The 16,889-nt window shown below is 57.5% G+C and carries 26 protein-coding genes; 20 read left to right on the top strand and 6 right to left on the bottom strand.

From position 1 onward, the window contains the following. Window positions 1–20 precede the first annotated feature (20 nt). The 6 genes from ACP7E3_RS29360 to ACP7E3_RS29335 all read right to left on the bottom strand — a co-directional run bounded on the left by ACP7E3_RS29360 (window position 21) and on the right by ACP7E3_RS29335 (window position 4,440). Window positions 21–368, bottom strand: coding sequence for a hypothetical protein (locus ACP7E3_RS29360; protein ID WP_426125224.1), 348 nt, complete (start codon window positions 366–368; stop codon window positions 21–23). A 422-nt stretch (window positions 369–790) separates the two neighbouring features. Then, on the bottom strand, window positions 791–1,021 hold the full coding sequence (locus ACP7E3_RS29355; RefSeq protein WP_426125222.1) for a hypothetical protein: 231 nt from the start codon (window positions 1,019–1,021) through the stop codon (window positions 791–793). 494 nt (window positions 1,022–1,515) lie between these two features. After that, window positions 1,516–1,764: a DUF1654 domain-containing protein gene (locus ACP7E3_RS29350; RefSeq protein WP_060765683.1), complete on the bottom strand. Its 249-nt coding sequence runs from the start codon at window positions 1,762–1,764 to the stop codon at window positions 1,516–1,518. A 385-nt stretch (window positions 1,765–2,149) separates the two neighbouring features. Beyond that, on the bottom strand, window positions 2,150–2,902 hold the full coding sequence (locus ACP7E3_RS29345; RefSeq protein WP_426125220.1) for a DUF1828 domain-containing protein: 753 nt from the start codon (window positions 2,900–2,902) through the stop codon (window positions 2,150–2,152). Between the two features lie 533 nt (window positions 2,903–3,435). Beyond that, on the bottom strand, window positions 3,436–3,684 hold the full coding sequence (locus ACP7E3_RS29340; protein WP_426125218.1) for a hypothetical protein: 249 nt from the start codon (window positions 3,682–3,684) through the stop codon (window positions 3,436–3,438). 3 nt (window positions 3,685–3,687) lie between these two features. Then, a complete protein-coding gene (locus tag ACP7E3_RS29335) occupies window positions 3,688–4,440 on the bottom strand; it encodes a LexA family transcriptional regulator (protein ID WP_060765667.1) in 753 nt (250 codons plus the stop codon). Window positions 4,441–4,549: 109 nt separating this feature from the next. Between ACP7E3_RS29335 and ACP7E3_RS29330 the strand changes: the two genes are divergently transcribed. The 20 genes from ACP7E3_RS29330 to ACP7E3_RS29235 all read left to right on the top strand — a co-directional run bounded on the left by ACP7E3_RS29330 (window position 4,550) and on the right by ACP7E3_RS29235 (window position 16,876). After that, on the top strand, window positions 4,550–4,744 hold the full coding sequence (locus tag ACP7E3_RS29330; RefSeq protein ID WP_060765666.1) for a Cro/CI family transcriptional regulator: 195 nt from the start codon (window positions 4,550–4,552) through the stop codon (window positions 4,742–4,744). A gap of 29 nt (window positions 4,745–4,773) precedes the next feature. After that, window positions 4,774–4,968 carry a hypothetical protein gene (locus ACP7E3_RS29325; RefSeq protein ID WP_053254928.1) on the top strand — a complete coding sequence of 65 codons (195 nt, stop codon included), beginning with the start codon at window positions 4,774–4,776 and terminating at the stop codon, window positions 4,966–4,968. 19 nt (window positions 4,969–4,987) lie between these two features. Next, window positions 4,988–5,233 (top strand): hypothetical protein, encoded by a 246-nt coding sequence (locus ACP7E3_RS29320; protein WP_060765665.1) that lies wholly within the window; start codon window positions 4,988–4,990, stop codon window positions 5,231–5,233. 86 nt (window positions 5,234–5,319) lie between these two features. Next, complete coding sequence (locus ACP7E3_RS29315; RefSeq protein WP_426125215.1) at window positions 5,320–6,186, top strand: BRO-N domain-containing protein; 867 nt, start codon at window positions 5,320–5,322, stop codon at window positions 6,184–6,186. Continuing rightward, entirely contained in the window at window positions 6,186–7,106 is a 921-nt protein-coding gene (locus tag ACP7E3_RS29310; protein WP_426125213.1) for a hypothetical protein, read from the top strand. The genes ACP7E3_RS29315 and ACP7E3_RS29310 overlap by 1 nt, the downstream gene beginning before the upstream one ends. After that, window positions 7,081–7,866, top strand: coding sequence for a hypothetical protein (locus ACP7E3_RS29305; protein ID WP_426125211.1), 786 nt, complete (start codon window positions 7,081–7,083; stop codon window positions 7,864–7,866). Before ACP7E3_RS29310 ends, ACP7E3_RS29305 begins: the two co-directional genes overlap by 26 nt. Further along, window positions 7,863–8,333, top strand: coding sequence for a hypothetical protein (locus ACP7E3_RS29300; protein ID WP_426125209.1), 471 nt, complete (start codon window positions 7,863–7,865; stop codon window positions 8,331–8,333). Before ACP7E3_RS29305 ends, ACP7E3_RS29300 begins: the two co-directional genes overlap by 4 nt. Further along, window positions 8,330–8,608, top strand: a complete 279-nt coding sequence (locus ACP7E3_RS29295; RefSeq protein WP_426125208.1) for a hypothetical protein — start codon at window positions 8,330–8,332, stop codon at window positions 8,606–8,608. The genes ACP7E3_RS29300 and ACP7E3_RS29295 overlap by 4 nt, the downstream gene beginning before the upstream one ends. Next, complete coding sequence (locus ACP7E3_RS29290) at window positions 8,599–9,195, top strand: recombination protein NinG (RefSeq protein WP_426125206.1); 597 nt, start codon at window positions 8,599–8,601, stop codon at window positions 9,193–9,195. The genes ACP7E3_RS29295 and ACP7E3_RS29290 overlap by 10 nt, the downstream gene beginning before the upstream one ends. Continuing rightward, window positions 9,192–9,872, top strand: a complete 681-nt coding sequence (locus ACP7E3_RS29285) for a hypothetical protein (RefSeq protein WP_426125204.1) — start codon at window positions 9,192–9,194, stop codon at window positions 9,870–9,872. Before ACP7E3_RS29290 ends, ACP7E3_RS29285 begins: the two co-directional genes overlap by 4 nt. Window positions 9,873–10,024: 152 nt before the next feature. After that, complete coding sequence (locus tag ACP7E3_RS29280) at window positions 10,025–10,189, top strand: hypothetical protein (protein WP_154220638.1); 165 nt, start codon at window positions 10,025–10,027, stop codon at window positions 10,187–10,189. A gap of 255 nt (window positions 10,190–10,444) precedes the next feature. Next, window positions 10,445–11,203 carry a hypothetical protein gene (locus ACP7E3_RS29275; RefSeq protein WP_426125202.1) on the top strand — a complete coding sequence of 253 codons (759 nt, stop codon included), beginning with the start codon at window positions 10,445–10,447 and terminating at the stop codon, window positions 11,201–11,203. A 35-nt stretch (window positions 11,204–11,238) separates the two neighbouring features. Then, on the top strand, window positions 11,239–11,565 hold the full coding sequence (locus ACP7E3_RS29270) for a phage holin, lambda family (RefSeq protein ID WP_010564181.1): 327 nt from the start codon (window positions 11,239–11,241) through the stop codon (window positions 11,563–11,565). 49 nt (window positions 11,566–11,614) lie between these two features. Then, a complete protein-coding gene (locus ACP7E3_RS29265) occupies window positions 11,615–11,824 on the top strand; it encodes a hypothetical protein (protein WP_426125200.1) in 210 nt (69 codons plus the stop codon). Beyond that, window positions 11,821–12,087: a hypothetical protein gene (locus ACP7E3_RS29260; protein ID WP_426125198.1), complete on the top strand. Its 267-nt coding sequence runs from the start codon at window positions 11,821–11,823 to the stop codon at window positions 12,085–12,087. Before ACP7E3_RS29265 ends, ACP7E3_RS29260 begins: the two co-directional genes overlap by 4 nt. Next, window positions 12,084–12,518, top strand: coding sequence for a proteasome subunit beta (locus ACP7E3_RS29255; protein ID WP_426125196.1), 435 nt, complete (start codon window positions 12,084–12,086; stop codon window positions 12,516–12,518). The genes ACP7E3_RS29260 and ACP7E3_RS29255 overlap by 4 nt, the downstream gene beginning before the upstream one ends. A 60-nt stretch (window positions 12,519–12,578) precedes the next feature. Beyond that, on the top strand, window positions 12,579–13,136 hold the full coding sequence (locus tag ACP7E3_RS29250; protein WP_426125194.1) for an HGGxSTG domain-containing protein: 558 nt from the start codon (window positions 12,579–12,581) through the stop codon (window positions 13,134–13,136). Further along, window positions 13,123–14,421, top strand: coding sequence for a terminase large subunit domain-containing protein (locus tag ACP7E3_RS29245; protein ID WP_426125192.1), 1,299 nt, complete (start codon window positions 13,123–13,125; stop codon window positions 14,419–14,421). Before ACP7E3_RS29250 ends, ACP7E3_RS29245 begins: the two co-directional genes overlap by 14 nt. 2 nt (window positions 14,422–14,423) lie before the next feature. Beyond that, window positions 14,424–15,803: a DUF4055 domain-containing protein gene (locus ACP7E3_RS29240; protein ID WP_426125190.1), complete on the top strand. Its 1,380-nt coding sequence runs from the start codon at window positions 14,424–14,426 to the stop codon at window positions 15,801–15,803. Beyond that, the gene (locus ACP7E3_RS29235; RefSeq protein ID WP_426125188.1) at window positions 15,803–16,876 is read left to right on the top strand and encodes a hypothetical protein; all 1,074 of its coding nucleotides are present in this window, start codon (window positions 15,803–15,805) and stop codon (window positions 16,874–16,876) included. The genes ACP7E3_RS29240 and ACP7E3_RS29235 overlap by 1 nt, the downstream gene beginning before the upstream one ends. Window positions 16,877–16,889 lie beyond the last annotated feature (13 nt).

Here is a 16,889-nt window from a genome sequence, read left to right as displayed (position 1 = left end):
GTGAAAAGGTCCGCACGCAATCAAAGATCCTTTGGCTCAAGCGCGTATTTGATCTGCAGGTTCTGCTCTGGCGAGTAGATCGGGTTGCAGGTGCTGCAATGTCCAGCCACCGCGATCTCAATCTTGAACTGCGCTCGCTCAGCAGGTCTCAGGCAGCTCGGGCAATACTCACTGTCAGCGCCCTCCAGATCGGCATGACCGAGAATGCATCTCTCGGCGCCTTTCATTTGGTCGTGCTCTGAATCACAGATCGGACAGAAGTAGATCGTGCTCACTTCTGGCTGGCAGCACTCGTGGGCGCCGTCTTCACAGTCGTGACGCTCGTAGCACTGCCCGCATTCATACTTGATCGCCACTTCTTTGCTCATAGCCTATTCCTCGGTTGTCATCCCAAGCAGCCCTCGCAAGAAGGCTGCTCAGTGATGCTTTCCGCCGTGACCCGCTACTGGCGTCGGTCACCGGCTTGAATCAATGTGGTCGCCTGTTTTTACAGGGGCAGGCTCCCTGTTTCCTCGCTTTCCACAGTCGAGGGAAATCCATATGCTTCGACTTCCACAGTCGAAACAAGGAATGTAGTAATGGCGAATTACATGGTGCGGGTTGAGATTTTCAAGGCTGACAGCGAGGAATACGCAGACCTACATAAGGCGCTGGAAGCGCTTGGCCTCAAGAGGACGGTTCAAGGGGATAATGGGGTTCTCAGGATGCCGCCTGGCACCTACTACGGAGCAAGCTCGCTGGGAACCTATGAGCTGAGGGAGAAAGTTAAGACTATTGCCGCCCCCTTCTCCTACCCGGCCGATCCTTCAGTGTTTGTCTCTGAGTCAAGCGACTGGTCTGGCTGGCTGAAGCCTGCTTGATGTGAGCCACCACCAGCGAACGCTCTGCCTTTAGGCATCTCGCTTACCCAGTAGGCCAGGTAGTTTGAAGCGATGGAGAAAGCCTCACCAAAAGTGACGCTTTCATCCGTCGCTATCTCCTGAACGATCTGGCGAAACCGTTCGATCTGTTCTTCGTTCATCTCGCTCTCCTGCTTTCCGCGTGGTCCTGAGTAGGGCCACCTGGAGAGCATCCGGGCTGCAATATGCGGCCCGGCATCTCTGTTTCTTCTCGCTACGCATATCTGGATCATTCGCCAGTTCGGTATCCCTCGATCCGCCGCAGGTTCTCCCTGCGTTTCCTTCCAGCACCCAAGTCACTCCCCAGGCGGTAGGTCAGATCAGATCGCCGGTCCCCAGTAGAGGCGTAGCGGCTTAATAGTTAGTTTTTGACAGAGCCTTTGCATCGGCCCTCCCTGTCCTTGCCGGACAGGCGGCCCCGCTGTTATTTCCGCAGCGGGATCGTCTTCTGAATTTTTAAAGAGCGGGTCAGGCCGTGAGGCCCTGGCGAGTCCCTGTTGGGTGACTCGATGGGGTGAACAATACCGCCGGTATTGTGTATTGGTCAATACCTCCGGTCATATATTTTTCGACTGGCGTAAAAAAGCCCGCAGCAGAGGCGGGCTCAGGCGGGCGGTCAGTCTTCTTTCGGCACGGTCCAGAATAGCTGTATCAGGCCGTCATCGCGGTGAGCGATGGTGACGTTCTCGTTTTCGGCTATCTCATCCAGGATGCGGTCCCAGTCGGCGGCAGCATCATCTTCTGAACGCTCCAGCAGCACCGACTTCGAGAGCTGGGCCTTGGGCGTATTGATCGCCCTCTGGATTCGCATACCCAGCAGCTCGTAAGAGGAGGGTGGTTTCGGTGCTGCCTTTGCTTTTGCCATGATTTATCTCTGATTTACTGTATGAATAAACAGTATTTTATCCATGGGTAAAAGGCAAGATGGCGAGAGTACTTTTGTACTCCTGTGGGATGCAGGCGATAAAAAGCCCGCTCAATGGCGGGCTCAGTTCGCGACCCGGTCAGGTGCAGGCCGACCACAAATCAGCAGGTCGTACCGTTCGGTGCAGGCGGTGCAGGCGGTGCAGGTCGATGCCTGCGAGGGGTAGGGGGTAATGCAGGAAGGGCAGATACAAAAAAGCCCGCATGTGCGGGCAAAGTCGAGCCAGTTGGGGGACCAGTAGCTCGACTATGTAATCGTAGACCAATTTAGGAGGCGATCAAGGAAGGCCAGAAACAAGAAGCCCGGCGCTGGGCCGGGCTGATACTCAGTGGATCGAGGATCCATAGTGCTGCTGGAAGTCGCTAAACAACGTGGTGGCAGCAAGCCCTCCGAGAACGGAAACTTCGTCCTCGGCTTTTTTTCTTTTGCTGCCTCGATCATCCACGATGAAAAGTACATCCGCTGGATCATCGACCTTACTAATAAGTACAGCCTTCCTGAGTTTTGGGTTGACCGACTGAGGAATAGGGGCAACGGCGTCGATGTAAGTACTGCCCCACAGGAAATCGAATGACATTTCAACCTTGCCTACATGCAAAACAGCGTTCCTTGTCAGCGCGCGACCTGGCTCCTTTGCCCTCAAGAGCAGTTCTATTTCATCGGTCAGAGAGAAATCATTATCGCCCTCTGCGGATCGCTCCTCTTCCCATGTCGCGACGGCAGCCATCAATCGAATAATATTCGAGCCCCATAGATCCATATCTGCTAGCGGGAAAATAGCCTCGAATGCGCCGGAGTCAGACAGCTGAAAGCCGAATTTTGCCCCGAGATTATCTAGCCCTCTCCAATTTCTCTTGTCAGAAAGGGCGTACCCAATAGATTTCAACGCGAATAGCGTGACGCCATCATCGGTGAATTCTACGAGATCGCCACGCTGGACCAGGTAAAAATCAAGAGGTTTCCCGCCCGGTAGCGTGATTGGGCTGCTTATGTAAGTAGCTGGCCCACTGCCAGCGTTTATTGTCTGGCAATGCCACCCGGCCTTGGTAAAGAAGTTCCCACACCCGAGAGCGCACATGGCTATTGTCCAAAAAGATCGAGACCGAACGGCGGCTCTATAGAGCCTCGCCCGCTCTTGATTCTAGCGTGACGTACAAAGCGGTCAACCCAGCCCCGCTCAGCGGCACCAGTGATAGATGATCTAACGTGCCGAGTAATTTCTTCCAGTCGATAGTCGCCTAGATGTATGTGGGGGCCGAAAAGCGGGGTGCCATCTTTAAACCTATGAGAGCGCTGGTGCTCGGGCCATATTTCTAGCATGAACACCCGACGCCTTTCCTTGCCGTCCTTGTGCATCAGCCCGTAGGTCACTCGATCTCCCATCCGGCCGGCCTGAAACTCGCCCTTGAAGTAGAGGTGAGGGATAGTGACCCTGCGATCATCGAGTAGGAGGCTCGTAGCCTCTTTCCAGCCGCTATGAGATGGTTTTTCTGACCATTCGATTTCTTCAGCTAGATACTTTATCTGTCGGCACCATGTGCGGCAGTCCTCTAGCCATGTTTCCTTGCTCATTCATTGACATCCATGCTCGGTTGATAGGCTTCCGCGTTTCTATTTGCTCGGCTTCGACAGATCTCTTACCACTAGACCCGCCTTCACCTCATCCGCATAACCCACCAGCTTGTCCTCAGCGTCCGGAAACCCTGAGAGGATCGTGAGTATCTCTCTGGAATAGCTCTCAAAGCCCTCTTCAGAAAGACGAACGGCCATCCTCATCAGATCGACGCCTGACCACTTGAGAATTGCAGCAGCCTCTTTCAGATCGAGGTGGAGTTGCTGGCTGGGCTTGGTGAGGGGCATGACTTACAAATCCCCGCCGCGCCAGACCACCTTGCCGATGATGCGGTGTTCGTTCACTTCGCTGCGCGCCAGCATCACATCCGCATAGTCGTCGCAGTCGTCGTTGTCACTCCGAATGATCCAGCCGCCCATGGCGGTCTTGATCAGCCGCTTTACAATTGTTCCTTTGTCCGAACTAGTGAGCACGAAGATCTGGCGGTCGGCCGGTTCAGTCTTGGACGTATCCAGCAGCAGTACGTCATGGTCATTGATCGTTGGCCACATGCTGTCGCCGTCGGCAGAGATAGCTATCAAGTGCTTTGAGTTGAGCCCCTTAGCGCGCAGCCATTCCCGCTTGAATGCGAGAGTGTTCACTGACTCCACATGAGGGTTCTCATGTCCGAGGCCTGCCGCTGCCTTCGCGGTGTACTGCGGAATGAAGGCGAAATTGTCGTCATTCTCGCTGCCCGACTCATCCTCGGCGGTGGCGGGTGTATCAGTGAGGTTTTTCAGCTCGCTAGCCAGTCGAGGGCTGAACTCCTCAACCGGAACCTTTAAGTGTTTGGCGAAAACTGAAGCTGCCTTGATGTTGAGCGCCGTCCGGCGATTCATGAAATGGCTGACCGCACCTTGCGAAACACCTTCACCCAAATCTGCTGCGATTTTGTCTTGAGTGAAACCAAGCTCTGGCTTCTTGCGCGTGTAGATAGCCTTCAGAAGATCGCTTTCACGAATCTGCTCATCTGTGAGGGGTAGTTTTCGGCTGTCTTTTTTCATGCTGCGATCTTATTACCTACGGTATTCGCATAACCAATATCGCCGGTATTGACTATCAACAATACCGGCGGTCATACTTGGATAGAGTTTCTACATTGAGGACGCCGCAATGCGCCGTATCCCGCTTACCGAATTTGCCAAAGAGCATGGCCACACAAAGGCCGCGCAGATGCTCGGCTGCACACAAGGAGCCTTGAGCAAGGCGATTCGTGTAGGTCGAGACGTGTTCGTGATCCTTGAAGAGGACGGCAGCCTTTCTGCTCAAGAGCAGCGTCCGTTCCCGTCCCAAAAATCCGCCGCTTAACCCTTTCGAACAACCAAGGAGCCTCACCAATGGCATATCACGATACGCGCCACCTGAAAGACCGGGAGATCAAGTCCCGCTATGACGACGAAACCTACGAGGCGCTGAAGGCTGTCGCGCGCCTGCACAAGCTCCAGCTCGCGGTTTTCGTTCGCATGTGCGTCGAGGAAAAGCTGGAAAGCATCGTTGAGCTGGATGTTAACGGGAAACACATGCAGGCCTGAAGGCCCTTAAGGAGGCCGTGTGCCTGAAACCACGATCTGCCACGGGATCGATGGGCGCCTCTACGAAAAGCTTGAACGGTTGGCAGCAGCGGCAGGGATGACCCCTGACGAGTACGCCGCAAAGCTTGGAGCGGAACGCTTTTTCGAGAAGACCAGGCCAAGAGGGGCCGGAAAGATCCGGCATCTACCAACAACAAGGCGTGACCCGCCGAAGGCCGTATTAGGGCCTGAAAAAGGAGGGACTGATGAAGACCTCAACCCATAAACCCAAATCGCAGGCACAAAAAAGCCGGGGCGCAATCCCGGCTCTTTCACAGCGCTTGCAAAAATCGTTTCAATCTGGAGCCGATTATGCACACCTCTAATCTCGATGTACAGGCCCTGAATAATCCAGCGCCACGTTTTTCGCAATCTGAAAACGTGGCGCGGATTAAGCCAGTGACTCCTTTCGACTTCCACGGTTTCCCTGTCCGCGTAATTGACGACGGTCACGGGGAGCCCTGGTTCATCGCCAAGGACATCGCCGAAGCCCTCGGCTACTCCAACACGTCGAAGGCGATCAATGTCCACTGCAAAGCGGTCAGTACCTGCCATACCGAAATGGGAGGTCAGGTTCGCGCAGTGCAAATCATCCCTGAGCGCGATCTCTACCGTCTGGTGATGAAGTCCAAGCTTCCGGCTGCTGAGCAGTTCGAAGAATGGGTGGTGGGCCAGGTGCTGCCGACTATTCGAAAGACTGGTTCTTACACTGCCCAGGACACGAACAACTCCAAGGTCATTGGCGAACTCGCCATTCTGGAATGCTTCGATCGTCTACTGAAGCCGGCACCCTCCAGCAAAATGATGATGCTTGCGCAGATCGCCGCCAATAACGGACTGGATGCGAAATTCCTCCCTGGCTATGCCATCGACGCCGCTCCAGACGCTACTGGCGGATCTTCGATGGAAACCAAGCCCATCACCGACCTCATCAAAGAAAACGGGATAGCCAGCACGGCCACGGCCTTCAACCGCTTGTTGGCTGCCAACGGCTTTATCAAGAAGTGCCAGCGCAACAGCACCAAGCGCGGCGTCGTCGACTTCTGGTCGGTGACTGATAAGGGCCTTCGTTATGGCAAGAACCTGACCAGTCCCAACAACCCCCGCGAGACCGCCCCGCACTGGTACGTGGATCGCTTCCTTGAATTGGCCGGCCTTGTCGGCAAAGGAGCCAAGTAATGGCCCGCGCGCGCAACATAAAACCCGCGCTGTTCACCAATGAGATACTCGGCGTTGGACACCCCTTATGCACCCTTCTGTTCCAGGGTCTATGGCTGCTGGCTGATAAAGAGGGCCGTCTTGAGGATCGCCCTCTGCGCATCAAGGCCGAAATCTTCCCTTACCGCGAAGCCGACGTTGACGCGATGTTGCACTGGTTGGCGCACAAAGGCTTCATCGTTCGGTACACGGCGAGCGGGAAGGCCTACATCGAGGTCGTGAACTTCACCAAGCACCAGAATCCGCACAAGAACGAGAAGGACTCAGAAATTCCTTCTATTTCAGAAGGTTGTATCACTTCCGATATTCTCGGTACTCGTTCCGAAATTATCGGTACGACTCGGGCTGATTCCCTCTCTTCTGATTCTGATCTTCTGATTCCTGATTCACTGATTCCTGATGTCCTGAACCCGGATTCAAAAACCTTGCCGGTCGCCAAGGCTCCGGCGCCGACGAACATCAAGGTTCTGAAGCCGAAGCAAAAGCAAAAGACCGACGCGCAGATTGCCAACACCAACACCTGGGACGCCTACACCATCGCTTACCTTGAGCGCTATGGCGTGGAGCCGGTGCGCAACGCCAAGGTCAATGGGCAGGTTGCCCAACTTGTTCAGCGTCTCGGGACTGAAGAGGCTCCGGGTGTCGCCGCGTTCTACGTGACGATCAACGACTCGTTCTTCATTCGCGCATCGCACGAGTTCGGATTGCTGGTCTCGCGTGCCGAGGGCATCCGAACCCAGTGGCTCACAGGGCGCCAGGTCAACGCCGTGACCGCCCGCCAGATGGAGAACACCCAGGCCAACATCAGCGCCGCCCAGGAAGCCAGTCGCAGCATTCTCGAAGGAGGTGCGCCCAATGCTTTCCTACGCCGAAACCGCTGAACTGAGCATGGCCATCTGCGCCACTGCTGAAACCCTTGGGCAAACCCTGAGCGCTCCAGCCGCCAAGCTGATGGCTGAAGACCTGGCAGAACATCCAATGGACGTGATCGCCAACGCCCTTTGGGCCTGCCGCCGCGAGCTGACCGGAAAGCTGACCCTGGCCTCAATCCTTCAGCGCGTCCAGGCCGCCGACGGTCGCCCAGGCAAGGACGAAGCGTGGGCTATCGCCATGACCACCAACGACGAATACGAAACCGTTGTCCTGACCGACGAAATCCAGTTGGCCCTGGCCGCCGCAAAGCCTGTGCTCGATGCCGGGGACAAGATTGGCGCCAGGATGGCCTTCATCAGCGCGTATGAGCGGTTTGTCGGCCAATCCCGAGAGGATGCCAAGCCTGTCAACTGGCACGTCTCTGTGGGCTTTGACGCCAACCGCAGAATCCAGGCGGTAACCAAGGCAATGGAGCTGAAGCGCATCCCCCGCGAGCACGCCCAGAAGTACCTCGCCGACCTGAGCGTTGAGCCGATCACCGAAGACGGTCGCGCCATTGCTGGCTTGCTGACTGGCAACGTCACTCAGCCAGCGCCTGTGCTGCGCAAGAAGCTGGAACTGGTCAAGAACTCAATGATGGAAATGCGAATGGCCAGCGCCGAACGAAAAACCGAAATGCGGATTGCAGCGGCCAACGAATTGGCAGATCGCCGGGCACTGCTCATCAAGCAGGCGCAGGAGTTGGAATCGAAGAGGGTGGCGCAATGAACGACAAGATCAGCGTCAACTGTCAGGCCAAGCTCACCGAGGCCATCACATGCTTGACCGCCATGTACCGGGACAAGAAGTTTGTGGTGGTCTCCCTACGCCCGGGCAAGGACCGCACCCTCGACCAGAACCGGCTGTGGTTCGGGATGTACAAGCGAATCGCCGAAATGACCCAGATCGGCGATGCGGCGGACGCTCGACGCTACTGCAAGCTGCACTTTGGCGTGCAGATCTTGTTGAACGAGGACGCAGGGTTCCAGGCCGAGTGGTACCGGGTCATGCGCCATCTTCCCTACGAAACGAAGCTGACCATGATGGGGGAATGCCACCTGTTCGGGCCGGACGGCTTCCCGGTGACCAGCCTGTTCAATCGCGCCCAGGGCGTCCAGTACACCGATCGCATGGCCAATTACTTCACCGGCCAGGGCGTTGTCTTTGCCGATCTGCTGAGCAAGGAGGCCGCATGAACCACAACTTCAAGCCTGGCGACCTGGCGCTGGTGATATCTGGTGGCTACATGGGCCAGACGGCGGAACTCATGCACTTCGTCATGCCGAACGAGGTGGTGGTTTCACCAGTGTCGGGGAAGAAATATCAGTTCAGACCTTCGGCGGGAATTGGTGGCTGGATGTGCCGATTCCGCGATGAGTGGGCAATCAAGCACGAAAAGAACCTGATACCCCTGCGCGGTGACTTCACTCATGAGCAGCAAAAAGCCAAGGAGGCCGAGCCATGCGCGTAGCCATCGAGAAGAAGGCGCCCAAGCCCAAGACCTGCAAGAACCCAGCATGCAGGGCCTCATTCGTCCCTCAGCGCCTCGGGCAGGCGGTGTGCAGTCCGAAGTGCGGCCTGGCCATCAAGGACGTGAACGCCAACAAAGCCCGCAAGGCCCTCGCTGATGTAGGCCGCAAGGAGCTGAGAGCGGCCAAGGAGCGCGTTAAGCCTAAGGGGCAGTACATGCGTGAGGCTCAAGCCGCTTTTAACGCCTGGGTACGCCTGCGTGACGCCGCACTTGGCTGTGTGAGCTGCAACAAGCCCGCGACCTGGGACGGTCAATGGCACGCATCTCACTTCCGCAGCGTTGGATCGTCGCCAGAACACAGGTTTAACCCGCTCAACGTGCACCGCGCCTGTTCAGTCTGCAACAACCACCTGAGCGGAAACATCCTTGGCTATCAGCCTGAGCTGATCCGCCGCATCGGCGCCGAGGCCGTAGAGGCCCTATTAGGGCCCAGCGAGCCAAAGCGCTACACCATCGACGACCTGAAGGCGATCACCGCCGAGTACCGGGCAAAGACCAGAGAGCTGAAAAAGGGGCAGGTAGCATGATCTATCGAGACGTTATTTCCGCAGTGATCCGTGCCTTGGCGTCCGAGACGATCAACAGCGCCGGCGGCTGCGACTTTGAGCCAAAGGTGCAGTGCGCCAAGCAGAAGGGGGAGATCGTCGGCAAGGAGGCGGCCCTACTTGCTGACTGCATCGTGCACAAGCTTCTGCATGCCCAGCTCAGCCCGCGCCACTGGAATGCATTGGTGGCGAAGTACAGCACCCACCGCGGTCGCAAGATCGATTCCATCGGGCGGCTTGTCGCGGTTGTGCCTTCGCCGGCTCCACTGCGCTTCACTCAGCAGGCGGTACTGGTGTGGGCTGTGCCGCAGCAGTCGAAAGGCATCAAGCGCGCCGTGATCGAGGTCAAAGCTCCAAAGCATCGGGAAAACAAGGATGAGGGACAGTGGGACTGGCGCAACAAGGCAGCGGACGCAGATGTTGCGCGAGCCAACAAGCAAGCCAGGTCGGTTGCTGAGTCGAAGCCGGGCGAGATGATCGTCCTTGCAGAGTCGAACTACGACATGACGAACTGGGATACCCAAGGGCTTACAGAGCGCACTTACCAGCGATGGAATAAGGCCATCAAGGACGGGCTGGAGTCGCTTGTGAACGAGGCTCTGGTCGAGGCGCAACACATGCTTGAAGCAGTCGGAGTGCTGGAAGGTGAGGCGGCGTGAAATAGTCCCTTAAAAGGGCTTGCAATGTCATGTCGCCATGTCGCATTATTCACCCATCCTGTCATTCCTGCGTGTGTAGGAGTGACGAACGAAACCCGGCCACCGTGCCGGGTTTTTTATTGCCTCGAATTAAGCCTGCTGGAGGGGTTCGCGTGAAGCTGAAAGCCAAAAGCAATCTGCTGGAGCGCGCCAGAACGGCATGGGAGGCGGTCGCACGCCAAGTTGGCGAGACCGACTTCTCGCGCCATCCACGCACCGGCGAGTATTTGCATCCCGGTGTCGCCATGGGTTGGCGGATCCACAAAAAGAATCTGTAGTTTCACCTGTAACCAGGGCAGCCTCACGGAAGGCCTGGACGCTGATAAGCCGGTAGTGCAGCGCTACGGAAAAACACCGGCAGCCCGCGCGCTCTGTTCACATCTGACTTCCAGAGTGGTGCGAGACCAGTTCAGCGAGATCGATGCACTTGGGTGTCGACGCTGGGAAGGTCTTTGGCTGACTGATGGAAAGACATCGCACCTATTCAGGGCCTCAGCATTCGCTGGGGCTTTTCTCGTTGTGAGGCTCAGAAAATGTCCGGCACTATCCAATCCAGCAACTACGTGCCGGGCGTTTCCGGCTGGAAGTTCGGCCACGTCAGCGGCGACTTCGAAATCAACAGCGCCCAGATCCAAGTCGGCACCCTGCCAAGCGATCCTCAGTTGATCACCGTCACGGCGGGCTCTTGGTCGGAATACGATCTTCCAGCCAACGCGCTGGAGCGCCTGGCGTTTATCGGGGCTGAGCTGGAGAATATCCCAGCAGAGTGCCGAGCAAGCGCTGAGTTCACGACCGAGGACATCTCATTTGATCGTGATGGCTCGGATGTGCGGACATCGCTGACCTACGAGCGCCACGAAACTGCCGAAGAGGTAGCTGCGCGGCAGGCGAGGGCGAAAGTCGCTGGAACACGCATCACGCAAAAGGGCGGGTTGACGACCATCTCTATCGATGGCGTCACTCGCTTTCGCTATGGCGACCTCACGAAGACCGAACAACCGCCGCCATTCGTAGTAGCTGATGACCAGGTGTTTATAGATAGGGCCTTCATCGTCGCCGGGATTGGCCCGGGCCTGCCTTCGCAGTTCTTGGTTTCGGCTGATCGCTTCGCCATCAATGACCGAAGCGCCTCGGACATTCTCCGGGACATCGCCGGCATGATCGGCGAGACCAAGCTTGGCCAGGATCTGAAAGAGCAGATTGACCTGATGGGCTCAAATCTCGCTGACCAGGTAAAGGCTGTGATCCGCAAGGAGCTCATGCCTGGCGGTCTGCTGCACCGTTCACGCTAATCAACCCCCTAACTCCCTGAAGGGGAGGAACTGAGATGGCCCCCATGCCCGAAAAAGACCCTAACTTGTGGGCCGCTGCATTTGCCTGGCTTGCAGCTCACCAGCCGCAACTCTATGCCTCTGGCTTATCGGTGCTCATTGCCATCCTGCGGGTTGTGTATGGCGGCGGCACTCGTCGCCAGATGATCCTTGAGGGCGCCCTGTGCGGGCTGATTACCCTGGCTCTGGTGCCGCTACTGGAGTGGATGGGACTACCTCAGGGCATGGCTACCTTCGCCGGTGGTGCGGTTGGGTTCGTAGGTGTTGAGAAGCTGCGCGACTACTCAGACAGGTTTATTGGTCGCAAGGCTGACTCGCTGTAATCCGCGCCACGTTTTCGAATGCGCCAAATCGTGGCGCGAGACAGGTCACATGAAAGTAATCGTCACCAAGCTACTGGGGTCGGCTGAAGTCGAGTTCCTGCGTAAGGGTGTGGTCGTTCATCGTGAGCGGTTCACCGGCAAGGTCACCTCCGAGTGCCGGCGCACCATTGCGTTCAATGAATCGTTCGACGACCACCGCTGCCGGTTTGTGACGGCCGTACCTGCTGATCAGGCGTTCCAGTATGAGGTGGCGCCATGAGCGACCAATCAGGCGAACACGTCCACTACTGGGATGATGGCCGGGGCCGACGGGAAGTGATCATCGACGGGCAGCGCGTTGACCGCGTGACCTACTGCGACACCAAGGCAGGTATCGCCGTTGTCCTGGATGCTCCGCTCAAGTCCACGGATGGTGAGCATGTCGACTTCCACCCAGTGTGGGGTGAGATCAGGGTCATCTATTGTGGCGGCTACACCGGCGCCAACAAGGTATTCCGCATGGGAGAGGGGCTGATTCAATGACGACCATTGTCTACAGGGATGGCGTTATCGCCTATGACTCCCAGGTAACCCGTGGCGATGTCATTACCGATGACGCCTACGAGAAGTGCATCGAACTGAAGGGCATCAAGTTCTTCTGTTCTGGTGCGGTATCGGATCACCAGAGACTGATTGATGTGTACTTCGGCTCCAAGGCAGAGGGCAGTATCGATGCATCCGCCCTTGTGGTTGATGGCGAAAGCCTGATGCATGTCGCGGTGGATGACGACACAGGCCTATGGAAGACGCCAATCCGTCTGGATCGTGTGTATGCAATCGGCAGCGGTACGCCGTATGCCTTCGCCGCGATGGATATGGGGGCGAGTGCGCGCAAGGCCGTCGAGATGGCTGCGAAGCGCGATACCAATACGGGCGGCACGATCCGCACTGTGAACATAAAGCCAGTCGAATGACCATTGAACGACGTTGAATGACCATTCATTCGCGAAACACCCCATGAATGAGGCTTAGCCATGGCCCTATGCGGCGCAAAGAAGCGCAGCAACGGGGAACCATGCAAGCGACATGCTGTTCCGGGTTCCTCTCGCTGCAAGCTACACGGCGGGGCGGCTGCCAAGGCCAACAAGGGCAACCAGCACGCTCGCAAACACGGAATCTACTCCGACACGCTGACTGCTGATGAGCATGGCCTGTGGGATGACATCGGCATCGGCACGTTGGATGACGACATCAAGATTGCCAAGCTCCAGTTGCGCCGCGCACTGATGGCTCAGGCCAAAGCTGAGGCTGGTGACGGGCTTGTTCTGGATATGGAGAGCATCCACACCCAGGCGACAGATCCTGTTGAAGAGGGTGAGCCTGCGCAAGATCCAGGCCGCCCATCAATGACAACCCAGCGTCGACGCCAGGGCTACGAAGACATCATCAATCGTCTGCTCGGCCGCATTGGCGACCTTGAGTCGAAGCGCGCCGACATTATCAAGAAGCTCGACCCTGAAGACGACGGGCCATTGCCTCAGCGCATCGAAGTGGTGGTGACTGACGCGAGACGCCCGAATGCCGAGCCTTAACGTACCTCAAGCCCAATTCCTAGCGCTTCCTCACAAGTTCCGCGCCTTCGTGGCTGGGTTCGGCTCAGGCAAGACCTGGGTGGGCTGCTCGGCGCTTGGAAAGCACTTCTGGGAGTGGCCGCGCATCAATGCCGGATATTTCGCGCCTACCTATGCCCAGATCCGCGACATTTTCTATCCGACCATGGAAGAGGTGGCGCAAGACTGGGGGCTTCGCACTGAAATCAATCAGTCGAATCATGAGGTCCATGTTTACAGTGGCCGGCAATATCGCGGCACTGTGATCTGTCGCTCCATGGAAAAGCCGCAGACAATCGTTGGTTTCAAGATCGGGCACGCACTGGTCGACGAACTCGACGTGATGAGCTCGGTGAAGGCCCAGCAAGCCTGGCGCAAGATCATTGCCAGGATGCGCTACAAGGCCGACGGGCTTCGCAACGGAGTGGATGTAACGACGACTCCTGAGGGCTTCAAGTTCGTTTACCAGCAGTTCGTCAAGCAGATCCGCGACAAGCCTTCCATGGCTTCGCTGTACGGCCTGGTGCAGGCCAGCACTTTCGACAACGAGTTGAACCTGCCGGACGACTACATCGAATCGCTGATGGAGTCGTATCCGCCTCAGTTGATCCTGGCGTACCTCAAAGGCCAGTTCGTCAACCTGACCTCCGGCACGATCTACACGGCCTACGACCGCAAGCTCAACGGGTGCTTCGACACAGTGCAGCCAGGTGAGCCGCTGTTCATCGGGATGGACTTCAACGTCGGCAAGATGGCGGCAATCACCCACGTAAAGCGCGATCAGGGCTTGCCCAGGGCAGTAGATGAGCTAGTGGATGGCTACGACACGCCCGACATGATCCGTAGAATCAAAGAGCGGTATTGGCGCCACAACGGCAATACGTTCGAGAAGACCTGCGAAATTCGGATATATCCGGATGCCTCCGGTGGATCGAGGAAATCAGTCAATGCGAGCGAGACCGACATTGCGATCTTGAGTCAGGCCGGGTTCTCGGTGATTGCGCCTGACGCAAACCCTCCCGTGAAGGACCGTATCAACGCCATGAACGCCATGTTCTGTAACGCGCAGGGCGAGCGGCGCTACCTGGTGAACCCGTTCGCCTGCCCAACCTATGCCGATGGCCTGGAGCAGCAGGTGTGGTCACCCAACGGGGAGCCGGACAAGAAGTCAGGAAACGACCATGCGAACGACGCCGGCGGCTACTTCATCCACTACGACTACCCGATCATCAGACCATTCACGATGACCCAGCCTTTGAGAATGTAACCATGAGCAATAATCCAAGTAGCAAGCTGCCGGCCGTTGACGCCATGCGCAAGTACTGGGACGTGATTACTCCACTCATGGGTGGGACGATGGCGATACGCGCTGCAGGCAAGAGCCTTCTGCCCCAGTATCCAGCCGAGGCTGAAGACTCGTACAGGGAGCGCCTGCGTCTCTCCACGCTGTTGCCTGCTTACTCGGAGACGGTCATGAACATGACTTCCCGGGTGTTCGCTGAGCCCTTGCAGGTCGGCGACGATGTGCCTGAGCAGCTCAAGGAAATGACCAGGGACATCGACCATGCTGGGAATGACCTGAATTCGTGGGCCGTTGAGTTCTTTCGCGAAGGCCTGAGTCACGGTCTTTGCCATGCATTCGTGGATCATCCGGCTTCTGATGGCGTCCGCACGCAGGCTGATGAGATTGCCGCAGGTGTTCGTCCGTATGCAGTTTTGGTAAAGCCTGAGCAGGTTCTGGGGTGGCGCTCTAAGGGCGGACAACTCACTATGATCCGCTACAGGGAGATCATCGAAGAACCTGACGGGGAATTTGGATCGAAGTTCGTCGAGCAGATTCGTGTATTGGAGCCTGGCGTATGGCGAATCTATCGAGCAGCGGTCAAGGGTGGAGATCCAGTTCCTTATGATGAAGGCACAAACAGCCTTCCATACATCCCGTGGGTGACCTTCTACACTGGCCGCACAGGCTTCATGACGGCAAAGCCGCCACTCCTGGAACTGGCCCACCTCAACGTCAAGCACTGGCAGAGCCAGAGCGACCAGGACAACATCCTTCATGTTATCCGCGTGCCAATCCTGGTCCGTATCGGCGTGCAGGCTACGTTCGACAACCAGGGCAAGCCAGTTCCGCCTGAATTCAAGGTGGGCACGGGTTCGCTGACTGATCTTCCACCTAACGGCGACCTCAAGTACGTCGAGCACACCGGGGCGGCGGTAAAAGCTGGACGGGAAGCCCTGCAAGACCTCATCGATGAGATGCGGATGGCGGGTGCCAAGCTACTCACGCCTGAGAAGAGCGCCACCAAGACCGCCACGCAGGCAGATGAAGAGGCAGCGCAGGAGCTTTCCCCGCTGGCCCGCATGGCAAGCCACTTCGCTGACTGCCTGGCTCAACTGCTCCAGTTCATGGCCGATTACCGCGGCCTGGGCGACGGCGGCACGATCGAGATGCGCGGCAACTTCGATGTGGACTACATGCCTGAAGTGTCTCTTCCGACGCTGGTGTCCATGGCTAATGCCGGGATGCTGTCCAAGGAAACGCTGTTCGCCGAGATGCAGCGCCGCGGCGTGATCAGTGACGAATACGAATGGGCCAAGGAGCTGGCGAAGATTGAAGGCCAAGGCCCTGCACTCGGTAACCTGTGATGAAGACTGCCAACGAGAAGCTGCTCGACAAGCTGATCGGGCACGAGGTCGACCTGCAACACCTGAGCAATGCCCAGGTCGTGGCGATCATCAAGATCCTCAACAGCAAGGATGCCGAGCTGCGTGCTGCGCTGATTGCGGCGATCGACAATCTCGGTCCTAATCTGTCGGCAGCCTCAGTGGATGCGGCTCTATCCACGGTCCTGCGCCTGAATCAGTCAACCTTCGCGGATATCCGCCAGGCACTGGACCAGGCAAACGACGGCTTGATCAGCTATGAGATCGCCTTCCAGCAAGGCGCGCTCCAGGCTGTGATCCCCGCGGCGGTGCAGGAGTCATTCCCGATTGCTGCGGCGAAGTTCAGTCAGGTCAAGGCGATTGCCCAGGCCAGGCCGTTTCAGGGGCGATTGCTCAGGGAGTGGATGAACGGCATCGAAGCGTCTCGCGCTGCGTCAGTTCGCGATGCCGTCCGTGCCGGCGTGGTCGAGGGTAGAACGACTGCCGATATCGTCCGAAACATAATGGGCACTCGGGCAGAGAACTACGCCGACGGCATCCTTCAGAAGTCGCGCAGGGAGATAGAGGCCGTTGTCCGGTCTGCCGTTTCCAGCACCGCCGAGGCCGCCAGCGACAAGGCCTACGAGGCGAACAGCGACATTATCAGCCACGTCGAGTGGATCAGTACCCTCGATACGCGAACCTCGACCACCTGCCGCATCAGGGACCGCCTGCCGTACACCTTGGGCACCTACTTGCCGATCGGGCACAAGATCCCATGGCTGGCCGGTCCTGGGCGAATCCACTGGTGCTGTCGCTCGACCAAGCTTCCGATCCTGAAGAGCGCATCGAAGCTCGGCTTCAACGATGGCGCCACGCGGGCCTCAATGGACGGCCAGGTGCCGCAATCAACGAACTATGCCGAATGGCTGGGCCGGCAGCCAGCATCACGTCAGGACGAGATTCTTGGGCCTGAACGAGGAAAGCTGCTGCGACAGGAAAAGCTCAAGCTGGACGACTTCTACAACGACAAGGGCGTGTTTTTGACCCTTGAGCAGTTGCGGGAGCGCCTGTAACTCCCTGCGACAC

The organism is Pseudomonas sp. PSPC2-3 (assembly GCF_049898265.1).
GTDB lineage: Bacteria > Pseudomonadota > Gammaproteobacteria > Pseudomonadales > Pseudomonadaceae > Aquipseudomonas > Aquipseudomonas veronii.
Note: the sequence above shows the minus strand (reverse complement) of the source record. Positions and strands in the feature narration are given on the sequence as shown.

What these genes read in the sequence shown, in the direction of transcription:
- ACP7E3_RS29360 (WP_426125224.1), bottom strand. Translation starts at nt 368, where the DNA reads ATGAGCAAAGAAGTGGCGATCAAGTATGAATGCGGGCAGTGCTACGAG.
- ACP7E3_RS29355 (WP_426125222.1), bottom strand. Translation starts at nt 1,021, where the DNA reads ATGAACGAAGAACAGATCGAACGGTTTCGCCAGATCGTTCAGGAGATA.
- ACP7E3_RS29350 (WP_060765683.1), bottom strand. Translation starts at nt 1,764, where the DNA reads ATGGCAAAAGCAAAGGCAGCACCGAAACCACCCTCCTCTTACGAGCTG.
- ACP7E3_RS29345 (WP_426125220.1), bottom strand. Translation starts at nt 2,902, where the DNA reads ATGTGCGCTCTCGGGTGTGGGAACTTCTTTACCAAGGCCGGGTGGCAT.
- ACP7E3_RS29340 (WP_426125218.1), bottom strand. Translation starts at nt 3,684, where the DNA reads ATGCCCCTCACCAAGCCCAGCCAGCAACTCCACCTCGATCTGAAAGAG.
- ACP7E3_RS29335 (WP_060765667.1), bottom strand. Translation starts at nt 4,440, where the DNA reads ATGAAAAAAGACAGCCGAAAACTACCCCTCACAGATGAGCAGATTCGT.
- ACP7E3_RS29330 (WP_060765666.1), top strand. Translation starts at nt 4,550, where the DNA reads ATGCGCCGTATCCCGCTTACCGAATTTGCCAAAGAGCATGGCCACACA.
- ACP7E3_RS29325 (WP_053254928.1), top strand. Translation starts at nt 4,774, where the DNA reads ATGGCATATCACGATACGCGCCACCTGAAAGACCGGGAGATCAAGTCC.
- ACP7E3_RS29315 (WP_426125215.1), top strand. Translation starts at nt 5,320, where the DNA reads ATGCACACCTCTAATCTCGATGTACAGGCCCTGAATAATCCAGCGCCA.
- ACP7E3_RS29310 (WP_426125213.1), top strand. Translation starts at nt 6,186, where the DNA reads ATGGCCCGCGCGCGCAACATAAAACCCGCGCTGTTCACCAATGAGATA.
- ACP7E3_RS29305 (WP_426125211.1), top strand. Translation starts at nt 7,081, where the DNA reads ATGCTTTCCTACGCCGAAACCGCTGAACTGAGCATGGCCATCTGCGCC.
- ACP7E3_RS29300 (WP_426125209.1), top strand. Translation starts at nt 7,863, where the DNA reads ATGAACGACAAGATCAGCGTCAACTGTCAGGCCAAGCTCACCGAGGCC.
- ACP7E3_RS29295 (WP_426125208.1), top strand. Translation starts at nt 8,330, where the DNA reads ATGAACCACAACTTCAAGCCTGGCGACCTGGCGCTGGTGATATCTGGT.
- ACP7E3_RS29290 (WP_426125206.1), top strand. Translation starts at nt 8,599, where the DNA reads ATGCGCGTAGCCATCGAGAAGAAGGCGCCCAAGCCCAAGACCTGCAAG.
- ACP7E3_RS29285 (WP_426125204.1), top strand. Translation starts at nt 9,192, where the DNA reads ATGATCTATCGAGACGTTATTTCCGCAGTGATCCGTGCCTTGGCGTCC.
- ACP7E3_RS29275 (WP_426125202.1), top strand. Translation starts at nt 10,445, where the DNA reads ATGTCCGGCACTATCCAATCCAGCAACTACGTGCCGGGCGTTTCCGGC.
- ACP7E3_RS29270 (WP_010564181.1), top strand. Translation starts at nt 11,239, where the DNA reads ATGGCCCCCATGCCCGAAAAAGACCCTAACTTGTGGGCCGCTGCATTT.
- ACP7E3_RS29265 (WP_426125200.1), top strand. Translation starts at nt 11,615, where the DNA reads ATGAAAGTAATCGTCACCAAGCTACTGGGGTCGGCTGAAGTCGAGTTC.
- ACP7E3_RS29260 (WP_426125198.1), top strand. Translation starts at nt 11,821, where the DNA reads ATGAGCGACCAATCAGGCGAACACGTCCACTACTGGGATGATGGCCGG.
- ACP7E3_RS29255 (WP_426125196.1), top strand. Translation starts at nt 12,084, where the DNA reads ATGACGACCATTGTCTACAGGGATGGCGTTATCGCCTATGACTCCCAG.
- ACP7E3_RS29250 (WP_426125194.1), top strand. Translation starts at nt 12,579, where the DNA reads ATGGCCCTATGCGGCGCAAAGAAGCGCAGCAACGGGGAACCATGCAAG.
- ACP7E3_RS29245 (WP_426125192.1), top strand. Translation starts at nt 13,123, where the DNA reads ATGCCGAGCCTTAACGTACCTCAAGCCCAATTCCTAGCGCTTCCTCAC.
- ACP7E3_RS29240 (WP_426125190.1), top strand. Translation starts at nt 14,424, where the DNA reads ATGAGCAATAATCCAAGTAGCAAGCTGCCGGCCGTTGACGCCATGCGC.
- ACP7E3_RS29235 (WP_426125188.1), top strand. Translation starts at nt 15,803, where the DNA reads ATGAAGACTGCCAACGAGAAGCTGCTCGACAAGCTGATCGGGCACGAG.